The following is a 17,677-nucleotide window of genomic DNA, read 5'->3' on the forward strand; positions in this document are numbered from 1 at the left end:
GGCGGTGCTGCAGATCTGCAATGTGATCCCCAGCCGCCGGGCAGCATGCGCTGCCAGCCGCTCCCCATTGAAAAGCAAGAACGCCCGGCCTGCCGCTGCCCAAGACGGCGCAGCAGGCCTGAACGCCAAAGAGTCCGACTATGCAATTTCCTGAATCCTGGTTGCGCCAATACTGCAACCCGTCGCTGACCACCCAAGAGCTGGCCGATACCTTGACCATGGCAGGCCTCGAGGTCGAAGAACTCGACCCCGTAGCGCCCCCCTTCACCGGCATCGTTGTCGGTGAGATCAAGGAAGCGGTGCAACACCCCGAGGCCGACCGCCTGCGCGTCTGCCAGGTCGATGTGGGCGGCCCTGAGCTGCTCAACATTGTCTGCGGCGCGCCCAATGCGCGCGTGGGCATCCGCATCCCTTGCGCGACCGTGGGCGCCGAGCTGCCGCCCGGTGCGGACGGCAAGCCTTTCAAGATCAAGATCGGCAAGCTGCGCGGCGTGCAAAGCTTTGGCATGCTGTGCTCGGCCAAGGAGCTGGGCATTGCCGATGACCACGGCGGCCTGCTGGAGCTGCCCGCCGATGCGCCGCTGGGCCAGAACGTGCGCGAGTACCTGAACCTCGACGACACCTTGTTCACCCTCAAGCTCACGCCCAATCTGGCGCACTGCCTGTCGGTCTATGGTGTGGCGCGTGAGCTGTCGGCACTGACCGGCACGCCGCTCAAGGCGCTGTCCTTCCCGGCGGCGGCTGTGGCCTCGCAAGACAAGCTGCCCGTCAAGATCGAAGCGACCGACCTGTGCGGCCGTTTCTCCGGCCGCATCGTGCGCAACGTCAACACCCAGGTCAAGACCCCGCAGTGGATGGTCGACCGCCTGGCCCGTTGCGGCCAGCGCGCCGTCAGCCCCCTGGTCGACATCTCCAACTATGTGATGTTCGAACTGGGCCGTCCCAGCCACATCTTCGATCTGGACAAGATCAGCGGTGGCCTGAGCGTGCGCTGGGGCAAGCAGGGCGAAACGCTCAAGCTGCTCAACGGCAACACCATCACGATCGACGACTTCCTCAAGGTCGGCGTGATCGCGGACGCGCACGGTCTGGAGTCGCTGGCCGGCATCATGGGTGGCGATGCCACCGCCGTGTCCGACGACACCAAGAACATCTACATCGAAGCGGCCTTCTGGTTCCCCAAGGCGGTGGCCGGTCGCTCGCGCCACTTCAACTTCTCGACCGACGCGGGCCACCGCTTCGAGCGCGGTGTGGACCCCCAGTTCACCACCGAGCACATCGAGCGCATCACCCAGCTGGTGCTGGAGATCTGCGGCACGCCCGAGACCCAGGTGGCCGCCATGGACGACCAGCAGCCCAACATGCCTGCGCCCAAGACGGTGCAGCTGCGCGTGGCACGTGCGGCCAAGGTCATCGGCATGCCGGTGACCCAGCAGCAGTGCCTCGATGCGCTGAACGGCCTGGGTCTGCCCGCCACCGTGGCGCAAGAAGGCGTGATCAGCGTGACTGCGCCTACCTTCCGCTTCGACATCAACCTGGAAGAAGACCTGGTTGAAGAAATCGCGCGGATGATTGGCTACGAGAACCTGCCCACCAGCAAGCCGCTGGCGCCGATCTCGCCCAAGCTGCGTGCCGAGAACTCCCGCAGCCCCTACGCCGTGCGCCACGCACTGGCCGGCCTGGGCTACCAGGAGACCATCAACTTCAGCTTTGTTGAAGAAAAGTGGGAGCAGGAGCTGGCGGGCAACAGCCAGGCCATCAAGCTGCTCAACCCTATCGCCAGTCACCTGAGCGTGATGCGCTCGTCGTTGCTGGGCTCGTTGCTGCAGGTGCTCAAGTTCAATGTGGACCGCAAGGCTCAGCGCGTGCGCGTGTTCGAGCTGGGCCGCGTGTTCTTCAAGGACGACTCGGTCGCCGAGTCCGACACCACCGTCAAGGGCTTCCACCAGCCCATGCGCGTGGCGGGCCTGGCCTACGGCGCAGCCGACCAGCTGCAATGGGGCCGCGGCGAGACCAAGGTCGATTTCTACGACGTCAAGGGCGATGTCGAGGCACTGCTCGCACCGCTCAAGCCGGTGTTTGAAGCGGCCGAGCACCCCGCGCTGCACCCTGGCCGCTGCGCCCGCGTGCTGCTGGACGGCAAGGCCATCGGCTTTGTTGGCGAGCTGCACCCCCAGTGGCGCCAGGAATGGGAGCTGGCCCAGGCGCCGGTGATGTTCGAGCTGGCCCTCGATGCCGTGCTGGCACGCCAGGTGCCGGTGTTCGCACCGGTGGCCAAGCACCAGATGGTCGAGCGCGACATTGCCGTCGTGGTCAAGGAAGCCGTCACCCACGCCCAGATCATGCAGGCCATCACGGCTGCCAGCGCAGGTGCTATCCTGCGCAGTGCCGTGCTGTTTGACGTGTTCCGGCCCAAGAAGCTCAAGGCCGGCGAAGAGGCCGCCGCGGGCAGCCTGGCTCAGGATGAGAAGAGCCTGGCCGTGCGTCTGAGCCTGGGCCATGACGAGCGCGCGCTCGAAGACACCGAGATCGAAGCGGCCGTGCAGGCCGTGGTCGAACAACTCACACAAAGCCTGGGTGCGCGTCTGCGCTGATCCCACACGCGAGGATTGCTATATGGAATTCACCGTTGAGAGCCTGGAACAACCTGCGCTGACCAAGGCGCAGCTGGCCGATATGCTGTTTGACAACATCGGCCTGAACAAGCGCGAAGCCAAGGACATGGTCGATGCCTTTTTCGACCTGATCTCGGAGAGCTTGATCAAGGGCGAGGATGTGAAGCTGTCGAGCTTTGGCAATTTCCAGGTGCGCATGAAAAAGGCCCGCCCCGGCCGCAATCCGCGCACCGGCGAAGAGGTGCCGATCGAGGCGCGCCGCGTGGTCACCTTCCATGCCAGCGGCAAGCTCAAGGATTCGGTGCAGGCCCCCGCCGACATGGAGTGACGCAGGCCCTGGGCGCGCGGCCGCCTGCAGTGCGTTGGCACTGAAGGTCAAACCGTCGCCCGCTTTCGCCTATATGCAACACGGCCGCTTTCGCGGCTGTTTACAATTTGTCCATGGAAAAACAGCTGCCCCCCATCCCTGCCAAGCGCTACTTCACCATCGGTGAGGTATCGGTGCTGTGCGACGTCAAGCCGCATGTGCTGCGCTACTGGGAGCAGGAGTTCACGCAGCTGCGCCCGGTCAAGCGCCGGGGCAACCGCCGCTACTACCAGCACCATGAGGTGCTGATGATCCGCCGCATCCGTGAGCTGCTCTATGAGCGCGGCTTTACGATCAGCGGCGCGCGCAACCAGCTCCAGTCACTGCCGCGCGGCCAGGCCATGCTTGATGCGCTGGAAGACGACAGCATGTTCGCGCTGCAGGACGAAGGTGCCGATACGCTGGCTGCCGGCATGGCTGAAAGCGCCGAACCGCTGAGCTGGCAGCAGGCCGCGATCGAATTGCAAGAAATTCGTCGCATTCTTTCCGGAGACCCCGAAAACTAGGTATATAATTCAAGTCTTCGGAATGTAGCGCAGCCTGGTAGCGCACTTGCATGGGGTGCAAGGGGTCGCGAGTTCGAATCCCGCCATTCCGACCAAAAAGACAAGGACTTAGCTCGAAAGAGCTAAGTCCTTTTTCTTTTGTTGCGCGCAGGTTTTCAAGTGCGTTGCCAATGCTGTTTTCCTATCTTTCTGCACCCGCTAACGCGTAGGTCGCAGCTTCACTGGCCATCGCTTCGCAGCATCAGCATGCCAAGTATCCTTTTCACCTAGACTGGTTCTGCAGCGGCTATCGGTGTGCAACGACATGGGGGGATGAATGAACGTTCCTCCTTTGGAGGTAACTCTTTCTATAACGATCGCCCACAGGTATAGCGCTGACCGTATGGGCTGTGTCATTGCAAGATCACCTGCTATTTCCGCCACAGCAATTTCCAGTCCTTTTGCACTCAGGCTGGATCGATATTTGAATCTCGTTCAGATCATCATATTTTGATTTTTCTACTGAATAATTTCGAATTGATGTGCCATATTTGATTTTCATTTTTTCTTCTAGTAAAGGCGTTAGAAGCGATGTTATATTTTTAACCCTTTGATTGGAAACCTGGTTGAAATCGCGGTCTTCTTTGGTTATGTTTGAGAAGACGATGGCATATTTAATGCCCTCTTTTTCTCTCCAGTAGATGAACCATTTTGCAATCTTTGTTGCTTCTTCCTTTCCAAGCTCTGAGGTGTCTGGGCTGAATTTAATATAGTACTGCAAATCGGGAATGACGCACGAATAAGCAAGAGGTGAAAAAATATAGATCAATGAAGCTAATGTTGCTCTAAGAAATTTCATGATTTTTTGTGCTTGTAATAATTAAATATTGATTCCAAGAATATAGCCGGCTAGGCTATCTGCATTCATTCGTGCCTTTGGATGCTTCGCATGAAACAATGCGCTTTTGTTACTATAAAAATCATCGGTTGAACTGGCAACGTCATTGAAGTGGGTGACCTCATGAATTAAAGTCTGTAGCTGCGAGTCTTTCCCCGTAAAGATATTGGTGCCGAAAGTTACTCCCCGCTTAGGAATAGTGAAGAATTTCATATTGATGAGGATTCGATGCCTCTCGGTATCAATAGGGCAAACGGAGGCAATAGCACCTTCTTCGAACATACCCTGTCCGGGTAAACAGCCTGAGAGCTGCCTATTCTCTCCTGTGTCATAGTCAAAGTTATCAGGGGTTAGAGATTTCAAAACCCTCATTGTGGAGCCTAACCGTGGTAATAAATAGTCTCGAATTTCATCGTCTGAGCTGTTAAACCAAGTGAGCGTTCTTGCCTTTGCCTGCTCGTCCCACCGATGTAGTTCAGCTGTTCTAGTCTTTATATATGCCACAGCTTCATCACGATAATCCATCATGAGTTTGCCAAATGCTTCACTCCTCACGTTGTGGCAAATATCAGCGTAATCATTTTCGATTTGCTCTACAAGATCTGTTGTTTTTGTCATTTTTCTCATGACTGAGGGAGTCTGGGAAAATGAGCTTGGGAAAATATCTCCAGTCCAGCCCGTGGTTGGCGCTTGAAAATTTCCGAGGCTCGCTGAGAACTCGGGGCCTGGTGCTGAGTTGTTGGAAACATTGACGCCGATGGGTCCTGGTACTCTGAATAATGTCATTAAACTAATCTTCCTATCAATGTGAGAAATTTGATAGAGATAGACGATACATAAGAGTGGCGAAGAGCGCTCGGTGATTTGCACCCGTTTACATTTGATATCTCTCCGCGTGCACAATACCTAGCGGCCCTGATCGCAGGTTCTGCGGCGCTTTTTTCCTAATTCTTCTGCCCTTCCGTGCCCACCACCCCCCACCATGGTTTCATCCTGACCCGCCATTGGCGGGACACGGCTGCGGGCACCGAGATGGAGTACTGGCTGGCGACCGATGCCGGGCCGCTCAAAGTGCTGCTGACGCGGCAGGTCTCGGTGGCGTTTGTCGAGGCGCGGCACCGGGTGGTGGTGCAGACGCAGCTGCTGGCCATGCCCGGTATGGAGCTGCGCGAGCTGGCCCTTAAAAATTTCCAGCAAGAGCCGGTGCTGGGGGTCTATGCCAAGCATTACCGGCAGTTGGGCAAGCTCGCACGCGGCTTGAAGCAGCTCGATGTATCGCTTTTGGAAGCCGATGTGCGCCCCCATGAGCGCTATTTGATGGAGCGCTTTATCACTGCGGGCGTGCAGGTTGAAGGCGGACAACTGCAAGGCAGCACCGTGGTGGACTGCAAGCTGTTGCCCGCGCCAGCCTACCGGCCTGCGCTCAAAGTCGTGTCGCTCGATATCGAAACCAGCCAGCACCAGGAGCTGTATTCGATTGCGCTCGATGGCGTGGGCGAGCGTGTGGTGTTCATGCTGGGCGATGCTCCGGCACCCGATGCGCGGGCGCCCGACGCACCGGCGCCCGCTGCACAGGCAGAGCAGGCTGAACCCAGCAGCGATTTCGGGCTGGTGTATTGCGCGAGCCGCAAGGCGATGATCGAGCAGCTCAACGACTGGTTTGCGCGCCATGACCCGGATGTCATCGTCGGCTGGAATGTGATCCAGTTTGACCTGCGGGTGCTGCAAAAGACCGCAGACGATTGTGCGACCCCGCTGCTGCTGGGGCGCGAGGGCCGGCCCATTGCCTGGCGCGCGCACCCGGGCAAGCAGGACTACTGGTTTGCGCCGATGCCAGGCCGCGCGGTGATCGATGGCATCGAGGCCTTACGGGCGGCGGTGTGGAGCTTTCCGTCATTCAGCCTGGAGAACGTGGCCCAGGCCTTGCTGGGCGAGGGCAAGGACATTGGCGACGAGTACGACAAGATGGCCGAGATTGAGCGCCGCTACCAAGAGGACAAGCCTGCGCTGGCGGCCTACAACATCCGCGACTGCGAGCTGGTGCTGCGCATTTTTGACAAGGCCCAGCTGCTGCAATTTGCGATGGAGCGGGCGCATGCCACCGGCCTGCAGCTGGACCAGTTTGGCGGCTCGATAGCGGCGTTCAGCCACCACTACCTGCCGCGCATGCACCGCCAAGGTTATGTGGCGCCCAATGTGGGCGATGTGCGGGGCAAGTCCTCGCCCGGTGGCTATGTGCTCGATTCGCGGCCGGGCTTTTATGACTCGGTGGTGGTGCTCGATTACAAAAGCCTCTATCCGTCCATCATCCGCACCTACCTGGTCGACCCGGTGGGCCTGGCCGAAGGCCTGCATGCCAGCGATGGTGCCTCGCTGATCCATGGGCCGATGGACACGCGCTTTTCGCGCGACAAGCACTGCCTGCCCGAGATCGTCACCACGCTGTGGCGTGCGCGCGATGAGGCCAAGCGCACGAAGAACGAGCCGCTGTCGCAGGCGCTCAAGCTGGTGATGAACTCGTTTGCCGGGGTGCTGGGCGCGACCGAATGCCGCTTTTTCAACCCGGCGCTGATCTCGTCGATCACCTTGCGCGGCCATGAGATGGTCAAGCGCACCAAGGCGCTGGTGCAGCAGCGCGGCTACGAGGTCATCTACGGGGATACCGATTCGATCTTTATCTGGCTGGGGCGCGCCCACAGCAACCAGGAGGCCCATGCGGTGGCCGCATCGCTGGTCAGCGATATCAATGCCTGGTGGACGCAAGGCCTGCGCCAGGAACAGAACCTCGAGAGCTTTCTCGAGATCGAGTTCGACACGCATTACAAGAAGTTCTTCATGCCCACGATCCGGGGCTCGGATGTGGGCAGCAAAAAGCGCTATGCGGGCCTGAGTGTGGATGCCGAGGGCAAGGAGGCCATGGTCTACCGGGGCCTGGAGATGGCGCGCAGCGACTGGACCCTGTTGGCGCGCCAGTTCCAGGAAGGGCTGCTCTCACGGGTCTTTCAAGGCGAGCCCTACCGTGACTTTGTCATCGACTATGCGAAGGCGACCCTGGCTGGCCAAAAGGATGACTTGCTGGTCTACCGCAAGCGCCTGCGCCACCGGCTCGATGCCTATGTGGCCAACCTGCCGCCGCAGGTGCGCGCCGCCCGCATGGCCGATGACTACAACCGGCGCCTGGGCCGCCCGCTGCAGTACCAGGGCGGTGGCTGGATTCGCTATGTGATGGGCAAGAGCGGGCCCGAGCCCCTGGAGGTGCGCCAGTCGCCGATCGACTACGAGCACTACCTGAGCAAGCAGCTGCAGCCGATTGCCGATTCGATTTTGCAGCCGCTGGGGGAGGACTTCAACAGCCTCACCTCGCTGCAGCAGGAACTGTTCTAACGGCCTGCTGCAGTGGCTGCTGGGAGCTGGGGCGGGCAGCGCAGGGCGGGCCTGCACTGCCGCGTTTGCGTGCCTGAGCGGCTCAGGGCTTGGCGCCCGACTGCGCCTGGAACTGCGCGTACAGCTCGTCCACCAGCTTGCGCAAGGCGCGGCCAATGGCGGCGTACTCGTACTCGTTGAGGTTGGCGAGCGATGCGCGGCCCGATGGCCGGTTGGAGCCAAAGCCCCGGCCCGGCAGCAGCACAATGCCAGTCTCGTCGGCAATGCGGAACAGCATGTCGCCGGTAGACGATTGCTTGACCGCCCAGTCGGAAAACGCCTGGCCATAGAGCCGGCAGGTCACGCTCTGCAGGTCGATCAGGGTGTAGTAGTTGACGGAGTTGGGGTTGTGCAGCGGCGGCATGCCCAGCTCCCGGTACAAGGTGGCTTCGCGGCGGCGGATCAATTGCTTGAGCGCCTGCTTGTAGGCATCGGCTTCATCGATCAGCGCAAACAGCGAGAACAGCACCATCTGCACCTGCTGCGGGGTGGACAGGCCGGCCGTATGGTTCAGCGCCACCACGCGGCTGTCGGCCACCAGGCGGTCGATGAACTTGAGCGAGCGCACATCGGGCAGCAGCGAGCGGTAGCGGTGGTCCAGCTCGACCTTGGCGCTCTCGGGCAGCTGGGCCAGGGCCTTGTCGAAGACATTCTCTTTGTGCGCGGCAATCACGCCCAGACGCCAGCCGGTGGCACCAAAGTACTTGGAGAAGGAGTAGACCAGCAAAGTGTTGTGCGGGCAGACCGAGAACAGCGACTGGAAGTCGTCGGCAAAGGTGCCGTAGACATCGTCGGTCAGCACCATCAGATCGGGCCGGTGGTCGGCAATGATGGTCTTGATGCGCTCCAGACTGCGCTGGTCCATCTTGACCGAGGGCGGGTTGCTGGGGTTGACGCAGAAGAAGATCTTGACGGCCGGGTCGCGCAGCTTGTCCAGCTCCGCGTCAGAGTACTGCCAGCCATTGTCCGGATCGGCATGGATGGGCACCTCTTCCAGTGCGTACTGCGCCAGCTCGGGGATCTCGATATAGGGCGTGAACACCGGCATGCCGATGGCGACCTTGTCACCAGCCTTGAGCAGGCCGCTGATGCGCAGGCTCTCGAAGATATAGGCCATCGCGGCCGTGCCGCCTTCGACGGCAAACAGGTCGACCGACTCCACCGGCACGGCGCCGCCGGCCATCTCGCGCACGATGTACTGGCGCACGATCTTCTCGCTCACGCTCAGCATGCGCGGTGGCACCGGGTAGTTGCAGCCCAGGATGCCGTCCACCATCTCGTGCAGGAAGGCAGCCGGGTCCAGGCCCAGCTGGTCGCGCACATAGCTGAGCGACTTGGCCAGAAAGCGCACGCCTTCCTGGTCGCGGTGCTCGGCGGTGTAGCGCTCAAAGCGGTTTTCAATGCCCTCGATATTGGCCAGGCCGCCAATGCCTGCCGTCATGTACGAGTACGACAGCTCGGACTCGGCCGCCGCAAACAGCCCCAGGCGAAAGAACGCGCGGCGCGGCGTGGTCGCCAGAAAGTTCGGGTTGCCGCGTCCGGCATTGAGCATCAGCCGATTGGCCTTGCCCGATGCCACCTTGATCAATTCATCCTTGAGCTCGAAGGGGCTCAAATGGGCCAGACGCTGGTAGTCCTGAGACATGGTGCAACTCCTTGCAGTCGTTGATAAACGGGATAAATGAGAAGAGGGGGAGGCGGCGCAACGCCGCCTGGGTATCCATAGAAAAGAGGGAGCAGCAGCGCCAATCAGGCAAACGCGATGACCAGCGGGCCCAGCAGTGTCAGAAACACATTGGCCAGCGCATAGGTGATCGCAAACGGCACCGTGGGGATGGCGTTGCCCGCCTTGTCCAGCACCTCGCCAAAGGCGGGGTTGGCGCTGCGTGCGCCCGACAGCGCCCCGGCAAAGATGGCCACGTTCTCATAGCGCAGCACATACTTGCCAAACAGCATCGCAATCAACAGCGGCACGATGGTCACCACCATGCCCATCAGAAAGAGGCTCAGGCCTTGCTCCATCACCGTGCTCACCGCCTGCTGGCCCGACTGCAGGCCGACCATGGCCACAAAGCCGGCCAGGCCCAGGTCGCGCAACAGAGTGGATGCCGCAGTCGGCATATTGCCCAAGGTGTGCTTGCGGCTGCGCCACCAGCCAAACAGCAGGCCCGCCAGCAAGGCGCCGCCACCGCTGCCCAGGGTGATGGGGATGGAGCCGATGCGCAGCACCAGCAGGCCGATCAGCAGCCCAACGGTGATGCCCAGGCCGTGGAAGACAAAGTCCGTCTTGTCGCTGGGAATGAGGATGGGGCCCACCGACTGCGCGGCGTTCTGCACATCCTGGGGTGTGCCAAACAGGGTCACCACATCGCCGGGCACGATCAGGGTCGTGGGCGTGATCGGCAGCGGCGAGCCCGAGCGCGTCAGCGCCACCGCATAGACGCCATGCTTGAACTCGGGCGTGAGGCTGTCCAGAATGTCCTTGACGCTGCGGTCGAGGTACTGGCTGTTGGTGATGGACACATCGCGGCGCACCATGACCACGTCCATGTCTTCGGCGCTTTGCAGCTCATCACCGATGTTGGCGCCCAGCGCCACCACCGCAGCGCGCCGGCCCACCAGCAGCACAATGTCGCCCGCTTCCAGCACCAGCTGCGGGTCCACGCCGACCAGCGCATTCTTGCGGCGGATACGCTCGATGGTGACCGAGCCTTGCGGGGTGCTGGCCTCCAGCTCGGCCACCGTGCGGCCTGACTGCTTGACCTTGAAGATGCGGCCCACCAGATCGGGCGCCGCAGGCGATTCGCCCGCGCCATAGACATGCACGCCCTTGAGCATTTCCTGCTCGGCCTGGATGGCGTCGTCATGGATCTTGCGGCCGGTGAGCCACTGCAGCACATTCACGCACAGCAAGATGGCGCCGAAGGAGCCAAAGATATAGGTCACCGCATAGCCGATGGCCACATTGGCCTGCATGCGCTGCACCTCATCGGCGGCCAGGCCCAGCTTCTCAATGGCAGAGCCTGCCGTGCCGATGATGGCCGACTGCGTCATGCCGCCGGCGGCCAGCCCTGCAGCCAGCCCCTTGTCCAGGTGGAAGACCCGCGCCAGCACCACGACGGTGATGAGGCCCGAGATGGCGACCACGGCCGCCATCAATATCTCCTTGATCGACTGCCGTCCCAGGGAGCGAAAGAACTGGGGCCCGCTCTCAAAACCCACGGCATAGATGAACAGCGCAAACAGCACCGCCTTGATGCCTGAGTCGATGGTCACCCCCACCTGGCTGATCAACACGGCCGCCAGCAGTGAGCCCGCCACGCCCCCCAGCTGGAACGAGCCAAACCGCAGCTTGCCGACCCCATAGCCAAGTGCCAGCGATGCAAACAGCGCTATCTCGGGCGCCTGGTGCAAGATACCTCTGAGCCAATCCATACGAGCCTTTCCAATCAAAAGAAGGCTGCGCTACCGCATTAAACCCATGTCGCGCGGTGTACAGCTTGTTAAGAATTGTTGTCATTGGGGCGCTGACCACGTTAACCGAGGTGGCCGAAATCTGCATGTAGGACGGGGCTGGCAAAACAGCCGGACCGCCAGACATTGACTCATATCAAATTGTTGTTTTTTCAAAGGCTTAGCGCGCGGTATAGCGCTGTGCTGTCGATGTCTTTCGCTCCCAGCAGGCTGAGTGGGGCCGTAAGTGAGCGCCTCCCTCTGGCCCGGCGATGGCCGGTTTTCATCGCTGGGTTGCCGTGTTGAAGCCGGGTGACAGGCGCAGCATCCGGCCCGAGTGCTGATGCGTTCTCACCACAGCTCCATGGGTGTTTATAGATATGGCAGATGGCCCCAGACAAGATTTGGTTAAAATTAAATAAGAATGATTCTTGTTTGAATGCGGCTGCCCAGGGCCTGCACAGAACCGGCTCTCCATGCCTTCCACCGCCCCCACGCCACACGGCGACATTGCTGCGCTCTACCTTGACCACCATGGCTGGCTGCAGGGCTGGCTGCGCCGCAAGCTCGGTCATGCGGGTGATGCAGCCGATCTGGCGCAGGACACCTTTGTGCGCCTCCTCGATGCACCCGAGCACAGCCCCGAGAAACAAAGTGGCTGGCAGCTGCGCGAGCCGCGTGCCTACCTGACCCTGGTTGCCAAGCGCCTGGTCGCCAACCTGCACCGCCGCCGCTCGCTGGAGCAGGCCTACCTGGAAGCGTTGGCGCTGATGCCCGAGCTGCTGGCGCCATCGCCCGAGCACCAGGCCATCATTTTGGAAACCCTGCAACAGCTCGATGCCGTGCTCGATGGCCTGCCCGCGCCGGTGCGTGCCGCTTTCCTGCTGGCGCAGCTGGAAGGCATGGCCTATGCCGATATTGCCAGCCGCCTGCAATGCAGCGAGCGCACGGTCAAACGCTATATGGCCCAGGCGATGGCACGCTGCATCGTGCTGATGCCATGAGCACCTTGCATCCCGCCCCGGGCCAGGCAGCAGCGCCCGCAGCCAGCACCAGCCCGATCAGCGAGCAGGCCGCACTGCAGGCGGCCGAATGGTTTTTTCTGCTGCAGGCAGGCGATGCCAGCGCGCAGGACCGGGCACGCTGGCAGCAATGGCTGGCGGCTGATGCTGTGCATGCCGCGGCCTGGCACAAGGCCCAGCGCCTGGCCGGCCAGATGGCGCAATTGCCGCCGTCGCTGGCGATGGCCGCGCTGGACCGCCCCGCCGCCCGGCGCCGGCAAGCGATACGCGGCCTCGCTGCCTTGCTGGTGGCCGCCCCGCTGGGCTGGATGGCCTGGCGCCAGAGCGAGCAAGCGGGCTGGCTGGCCGATTACCACACCGCCACCGGCGAGCAGCGCGCGCTGGTGCTGGCCGATGGCAGCCAGCTCCAGCTCGATACCGCCACCGCCATCGATGTGCGCTTTGACAGCGCGCTGCGCCTGATCCGGGTGCAGCAGGGCGCCATCCATGTGCAGACCGCTGCCGACCCGGTGGTACCTGCGCGCCCGCTGGTCGTGGCCACGCCCCAGGGGCGGCTGCGGGCGCTGGGCACGCGCTTTACCGTGCGGGTGCAAGGCGATGCGACAGCGGTGGCGGTGCTCGAAGGCGCGGTGGAGATGCGGTCTACGCAAGCTGGCAGCAGCGCTGTGGTGCTGCAAGCGGGCCAGCAGGCGCAGCTGCATGCCGATGGCGCCTCCGCCATCGAAGCCCTGGCGCCACAGGCGGACAGCTGGACCCGGGGTGTGCTGCATGTGCGCAATATGCGGCTGGCCGATTTTGCTGCCGAGCTGGGCCGCTACCGCAGCGGCCTGCTGCGCTGCGATCCGGCAGTGGCCGAGCTGCGGCTGTCGGGCAGTTTTCAGCTGCGCGATACCACGCCGGTGCTGGACAGCCTGCCCGATCTGCTGCCGGTGCAGGTCGTCTACCGCAGCCGCTACTGGGTCACCTTGGTGCCTGCTGGCGCCTCCTGATCTCGCCCTTGTTTTTCTTTTTCAAATATTTCTGCTCCCAGCTGTCCCTTTTCCGGATTTGGCGTGTGAAGCCTTGAGAGACCTTCATTGACACTATCCGGAGTACGCCGACATGGGTTCCGCTTTTACCTGTTCCAACCAATCCGCCACGCCCGCCTTGCTGCGCCGGCCCCTCAGTGCAGCCGTGCGCAGCGCGCTGCTTGCCATGGCCTGCAGTGCCAGCCTGGGCCATGCCCAGCAGCCGCCATCTACCCCCGCCAGCCCCACCAGCGCAGCCAGCAGCCAGGCCGCTGACCTGCGCAGCTACCAGATTGCGGCGGGGCCGCTGGACGAAGCGCTGGCGCGCTTTGCCGAGCAAGCCGGTATCAGCATCAGCATCAGCATGCCGCCACAGCTGCTGGCGGGCAAGCAGTCGCCCGGCCTGCAAGGGCGCCATGCGGTGAATGCAGGCCTGGCCCGGCTCTTGGCCGGTACGGGCCTGGAGCCGGTAGCGGCGCGCGCTGCCGGTGTCTATACCTTGCGGGCTGCACCGGCCCCCGCCGCCACAGCCCGACCCGCCGATGGCACGGACAGAGCGCTGACCCTGCCCGAAGTCAAGGTCAGCGCGCCGCTCGACCGCAGTGGCGCCACCGAAGGCACGGGCAGCTACACCACGCAGCAGATGCGCACAGCCACGCCGCTGGCCCTGTCACCGCGCGAGACACCGCAGTCCGTGTCCGTCATCACCAGCCAGCAGATCGAGGACCGGGGCCTGGTGTCGCTGGCCGACATTGCACAGGCGGCGCCGGGCCTGACGGTGGTCAAGTGGGGCGGCGAGCGCTACCGCTTCTCGTCGCGCGGCTTTGAGATCAACAACCTGCTGGTCGATGGCTTGCCGATCGAGTACGAGGAGGCGGCGCTGTCCACCGGCGCGCTGTCCATGTATGACCGGGCCGAGATCATGCGCGGCGCCGCCGGCTTGACCGAGGGCGCAGGCACGCCGGGCGGCTCGATCAACCTGGTGCGCAAGCGCCCGGGCCGCAGCTTGGAGGGCAATGTCACCGCCAGCGCTGGCAGCTGGAACAACTACACGGCCTCGCTCGATGTGGGCGGCCCCTTGAACGAGGCAGGCACCTTGCGCGGCCGCACCGTGGTCAGCCGCCAGGACAAGGGCTCCTTCATCGACGACACCAAGAACAAACGCAGCCTGGTCTATGGCATTGTCGAGGCCGACCTGACGGCCTCCACCACCTTGACCGTGGGCGGCTCCTTCAGCGACGAAGACAACCCCGGCGTGGACTGGAACGGCCTGGGCACCAACCCCGACGGCAGCTTTTTGCCGCTGTCGCGCTCGACCCGCATGAGCCCCAGCTGGTCCTTCTGGGACAAGCGCAGCAAGACGGTGTTTGCCGATCTGGAGCACCGCCTGGAAAATGGCTGGAAGGCGCGCTTGGCCGCCTCGGCCATCAACAGCGAGATGCACATGCTGGGCACCTACCTGCGCACGCCGGTACTGGACAGCAATGGCCAGACCCAGTTCGGTCTGGGTGGTGGTGGCTATGACTACGACCGCACCCAGCGCAGCATCGATGCCCAGCTCTCGGGCCAGTTCAATGCCTGGGGCCGCGCGCATGACCTGGTCCTGGGCGCCAGCCACCGCCGCAGCCGCTGGAACGATGTGGGCGGCGGCGCCACGATCCATGGCAACTTCACGCTGGGCACGTTCAACCCGCTCAGCTGGGACCCGGGCAGCATTCCCAAACCCACGATTGGCGAGTTTGGCCTGTGGGCGCGCAAGGCCGAGATGGACCAGACCAGCCTCTACGGCATGAACCGCCTGGCGCTGGGCGATGCCACCAAGCTGATTCTGGGTGCACGTCTGGACTGGTTCGAGCGCGACCAGGCACAGTACGACGGCGATACGCCCTATGGCGTCACGCACGACAAGGCAACGCGCAAGTTCACGCCCTATGCGGGTCTGGTCTACACGCTCAATGACCAGTACTCGGTCTACGCCAGTGGCACACGCATCTTCAACCCGCAAAGCTACGAAAGCGCCGATGGCGGCAGCCTGCCGCCGCAGACCGGCACCAACTTCGAGCTGGGCATCAAGGGCGAATACCTGGACGGCAAGCTCAATGCCAGCGCTGCGATCTTCCAGATCGATCTGGACAACCTGCCCGATGCCTTGCCCGCATCAGCCTGTGGTGGCCGCGCCACCAGCTGTTATCAATCGGCAGGCAAAGTGCGCAGCCGTGGTGTGGAGCTGGAGCTGAGCGGCGAGCTGCAGCCCGGCTGGCAAGTGGCCGCCAGCTACACCTATGCCTCGGCCACGCGGCGCAGCCCGGCATCGGCCTATGACCCTGCTGGCACTTACACCATGGGCGAGCGCTATGCCTCCAATATTCCGCGAACCCTCGTCAAGCTGGCCACCAACTACCGCCTGCCAGGCGACTGGCAGCGCTGGAGCGTGGGCGGATCGCTGGAGGTGCAAAGCAAGACCGACAGCCCCTGGAGCGTGCACCAGGGCGGCTTTGCCATCGCCGGCCTGCGCCTGGGCTACACCGTCAACCGCCAGCTGGATCTGAACCTGAACATCAACAACCTGTTCGACCGCTACTACTACAGCTCCATCGGCGCAGACAACGGCCCCAACTTCTTTGGTGATCCGCGCAATGTGATGCTGACGGCGCGGTACCGGTTTTAAGAAGGTGGCCTCAACAGCGGGGCAAAGTGCAACAGCACGATTCGCGGGACCGACTGCGCGCCAGCTATTGACGCAGGCGTCCGCACGGCTTTGGGATCTGGGTACAATTTAATAAGAATGATTCTTGTTTGAGGTGAAGCCCGGCTTCACCTTTGTCCCTTTCGTCCCTGTCCATGCCGCCCCCAGCCTCTTGCCAGCACCCCGAAGTTGCCATGCTCTATGCCGACCACCATGGCTGGCTGCGGGCTTGGCTGCGGCGCCGTCTGGGCGATACGCACCAGGCCAGCGATCTGGCGCATGACACCTTTGTGCGCCTGATGCTGGGCGGCCAGGCCGCCGCGCTGCGGGAGCCGCGTGCCTACCTCACCACCTTGGCGCAGCGCGTGCTATATGAGTTCTGGCGCCGGCGTGAGCTGGAGCAGGCCTGGCTGGACGCGCTGGCCGCCCAGCCGCAGACGCTGGCCTTGTCGGCAGAGGACTATGCCCTGGTGCGTGAGGCGGTGGAGACGCTGGACCGCGCGCTGCAGGGCCTGCCGGCCAAGGCGCGGCAGGCCTTTTTGCTGCGCCAGCTCGATGGCCTCAAGCACAGCGAGATCGCCCAGACCATGGGTGTCTCCGTGGCATCGGTGGAGCGCTACGTGAAGCAGGCCTTTGTGCATCTCTACACGCTGGACGAGCCAGGCATATGAAAGCGCGCAGCATCGACAGCGCCACCGACCAGGCGATTGACTGGCTGGTCAAGCTCGGCTCTGGCCAGACCAGTGCCCATGACCACGAGGCCTTTGAGGCCTGGCTGCAGGCCGATGCCGCGCACCCGCCGGCCTGGGATGCCCTGCAATCCCGTTTGGGTGCCGGGGCCCTTGGCGCAGGCAGCATGGGCGGTGTAGCGGGCGCGCTGGCGCAGATGCGGGATGCTGGGCCGGCCGCACAGCTGGGGCGCCAGGCCTTGCTGGCACCCGTGCCCGGCGCCTCGCGCCGGCGCATGCTGCGTGGCAGCCTGGCCCTAGTGTTGGGCAGTGCCACCGCTGCTGTGCTGGCCTACCGGCAAAGCCCCTGGCAGGCGCTGGTGGCCGATGTCAGCACCAGCACTGCGGAGCGTCTGGCGCAGCGCCTGCCCGATGGCAGCGCGCTGCTGCTCGATGCGCGCTCGGCACTGGACATCCGCTACAGCGCCAACCTGCGCTTGCTGCATTTGCGCGCGGGCGCAGTGCTTGCCACGGTGGCGCCCTTGGGCACCGACCGGCCCTTTGTAGTGCAAAGCGCGCAGGGCAGGGTGCAGGCCTTGGGCACCCGCTTTATGGTGCGGCAGTTCGATGGGCTGGACCAGACTCTGGTGCAGGTGCTGGAGCACAGTGTGCGCATTACCACGCGCAGCGGGCGCGAGCTGGTGCTGCAGGCTGGCCAGAGCGCTCGCTTTGGCGATGACCGCATTGTGCTGGAGGCGCCAGGCCTGGCCGCCGATGCCTGGGCCCAGGGCGTGATCGATGTGCGCAACCAGCCCTTGGCACTGGTGGTGGATGCGCTGCGCCCCTATATGCCGGGTGTGCTGCGCATCAGCCCCGAGGCGGCGCAGTTGCCGATCTTTGGCGTGTTCTCGCTCGATGACCCGCAGCGGGTGTTGCAGGACCTGGTCGATACCCAGCCGGTCACCGTGCGGCATTGGGGCAGCTGGCTCACCCTGATCGGCTTGCGCGACAACGCGGATTGAGCGGCGGGCGCTCTTCGCAGAAAAAAATTTT

The 17,677-nt window shown here is 63.0% G+C and carries 13 protein-coding genes and 1 tRNA gene; 10 read left to right on the forward strand and 4 right to left on the reverse strand.

Annotated elements, in window-relative coordinates:
• The first annotated feature begins 140 nt into the window (after positions 1–140).
• The 4 genes from pheT to WH265_RS13620 all read left to right on the forward strand — a co-directional run bounded on the left by pheT (position 141) and on the right by WH265_RS13620 (position 3,583).
• Complete coding sequence (pheT, locus tag WH265_RS13605) at positions 141–2,594, forward strand: phenylalanine--tRNA ligase subunit beta (RefSeq protein ID WP_339558623.1); 2,454 nt, start codon at positions 141–143, stop codon at positions 2,592–2,594.
• Between the two features lie 22 nt (positions 2,595–2,616).
• Entirely contained in the window at positions 2,617–2,943 is a 327-nt protein-coding gene (locus tag WH265_RS13610) for an integration host factor subunit alpha (protein WP_021025154.1), read from the forward strand.
• 113 nt (positions 2,944–3,056) lie between these two features.
• Positions 3,057–3,488: a MerR family transcriptional regulator gene (locus WH265_RS13615; RefSeq protein ID WP_021025153.1), complete on the forward strand. Its 432-nt coding sequence runs from the start codon at positions 3,057–3,059 to the stop codon at positions 3,486–3,488.
• Positions 3,489–3,506: 18 nt separating this feature from the next.
• Positions 3,507–3,583 (forward strand) — tRNA-Pro (locus WH265_RS13620).
• A gap of 308 nt (positions 3,584–3,891) precedes the next feature.
• On the opposite strand, the gene WH265_RS13625 is transcribed toward WH265_RS13620, so the two are convergent.
• Entirely contained in the window at positions 3,892–4,326 is a 435-nt protein-coding gene (locus WH265_RS13625; RefSeq protein ID WP_339558624.1) for a hypothetical protein, read from the reverse strand.
• A 21-nt stretch (positions 4,327–4,347) separates the two neighbouring features.
• Positions 4,348–5,235 carry a M35 family metallo-endopeptidase gene (locus WH265_RS13630; RefSeq protein ID WP_339558625.1) on the reverse strand — a complete coding sequence of 296 codons (888 nt, stop codon included), beginning with the start codon at positions 5,233–5,235 and terminating at the stop codon, positions 4,348–4,350.
• A gap of 93 nt (positions 5,236–5,328) precedes the next feature.
• Here WH265_RS13630 and WH265_RS13635 point away from each other — a divergent pair, with 93 nt between their 5' ends.
• Entirely contained in the window at positions 5,329–7,749 is a 2,421-nt protein-coding gene (locus tag WH265_RS13635; protein ID WP_339558626.1) for a DNA polymerase II, read from the forward strand.
• Positions 7,750–7,831: 82 nt separating this feature from the next.
• Here the strand turns inward: WH265_RS13635 and WH265_RS13640 are convergent, their stop codons facing one another.
• Positions 7,832–9,433, reverse strand: coding sequence for a bifunctional aspartate transaminase/aspartate 4-decarboxylase (locus WH265_RS13640; RefSeq protein ID WP_021025151.1), 1,602 nt, complete (start codon positions 9,431–9,433; stop codon positions 7,832–7,834).
• A 104-nt stretch (positions 9,434–9,537) separates the two neighbouring features.
• Positions 9,538–11,223 (reverse strand): aspartate-alanine antiporter, encoded by a 1,686-nt coding sequence (gene aspT, locus WH265_RS13645; RefSeq protein ID WP_339558627.1) that lies wholly within the window; start codon positions 11,221–11,223, stop codon positions 9,538–9,540.
• A 494-nt stretch (positions 11,224–11,717) separates the two neighbouring features.
• Between aspT and WH265_RS13650 the strand changes: the two genes are divergently transcribed.
• The 5 genes from WH265_RS13650 to WH265_RS13670 all read left to right on the forward strand — a co-directional run bounded on the left by WH265_RS13650 (position 11,718) and on the right by WH265_RS13670 (position 17,646).
• A complete protein-coding gene (locus tag WH265_RS13650) occupies positions 11,718–12,245 on the forward strand; it encodes a sigma-70 family RNA polymerase sigma factor (protein WP_339537437.1) in 528 nt (175 codons plus the stop codon).
• Positions 12,242–13,252, forward strand: coding sequence for a FecR domain-containing protein (locus WH265_RS13655; protein WP_339558628.1), 1,011 nt, complete (start codon positions 12,242–12,244; stop codon positions 13,250–13,252). The genes WH265_RS13650 and WH265_RS13655 overlap by 4 nt, the downstream gene beginning before the upstream one ends.
• Before the next feature lie 112 nt (positions 13,253–13,364).
• The gene (locus tag WH265_RS13660; protein ID WP_339558629.1) at positions 13,365–15,938 is read left to right on the forward strand and encodes a TonB-dependent siderophore receptor; all 2,574 of its coding nucleotides are present in this window, start codon (positions 13,365–13,367) and stop codon (positions 15,936–15,938) included.
• 173 nt (positions 15,939–16,111) lie between these two features.
• A complete protein-coding gene (locus tag WH265_RS13665) occupies positions 16,112–16,627 on the forward strand; it encodes a sigma-70 family RNA polymerase sigma factor (protein ID WP_339537481.1) in 516 nt (171 codons plus the stop codon).
• Positions 16,624–17,646, forward strand: a complete 1,023-nt coding sequence (locus tag WH265_RS13670; protein WP_339558630.1) for a FecR family protein — start codon at positions 16,624–16,626, stop codon at positions 17,644–17,646. The genes WH265_RS13665 and WH265_RS13670 overlap by 4 nt, the downstream gene beginning before the upstream one ends.
• Positions 17,647–17,677 lie beyond the last annotated feature (31 nt).

Origin of the sequence: Comamonas sp. MYb396, from assembly GCF_037479555.1 — a bacterium.
Classification (GTDB): domain Bacteria; phylum Pseudomonadota; class Gammaproteobacteria; order Burkholderiales; family Burkholderiaceae_C; genus Comamonas.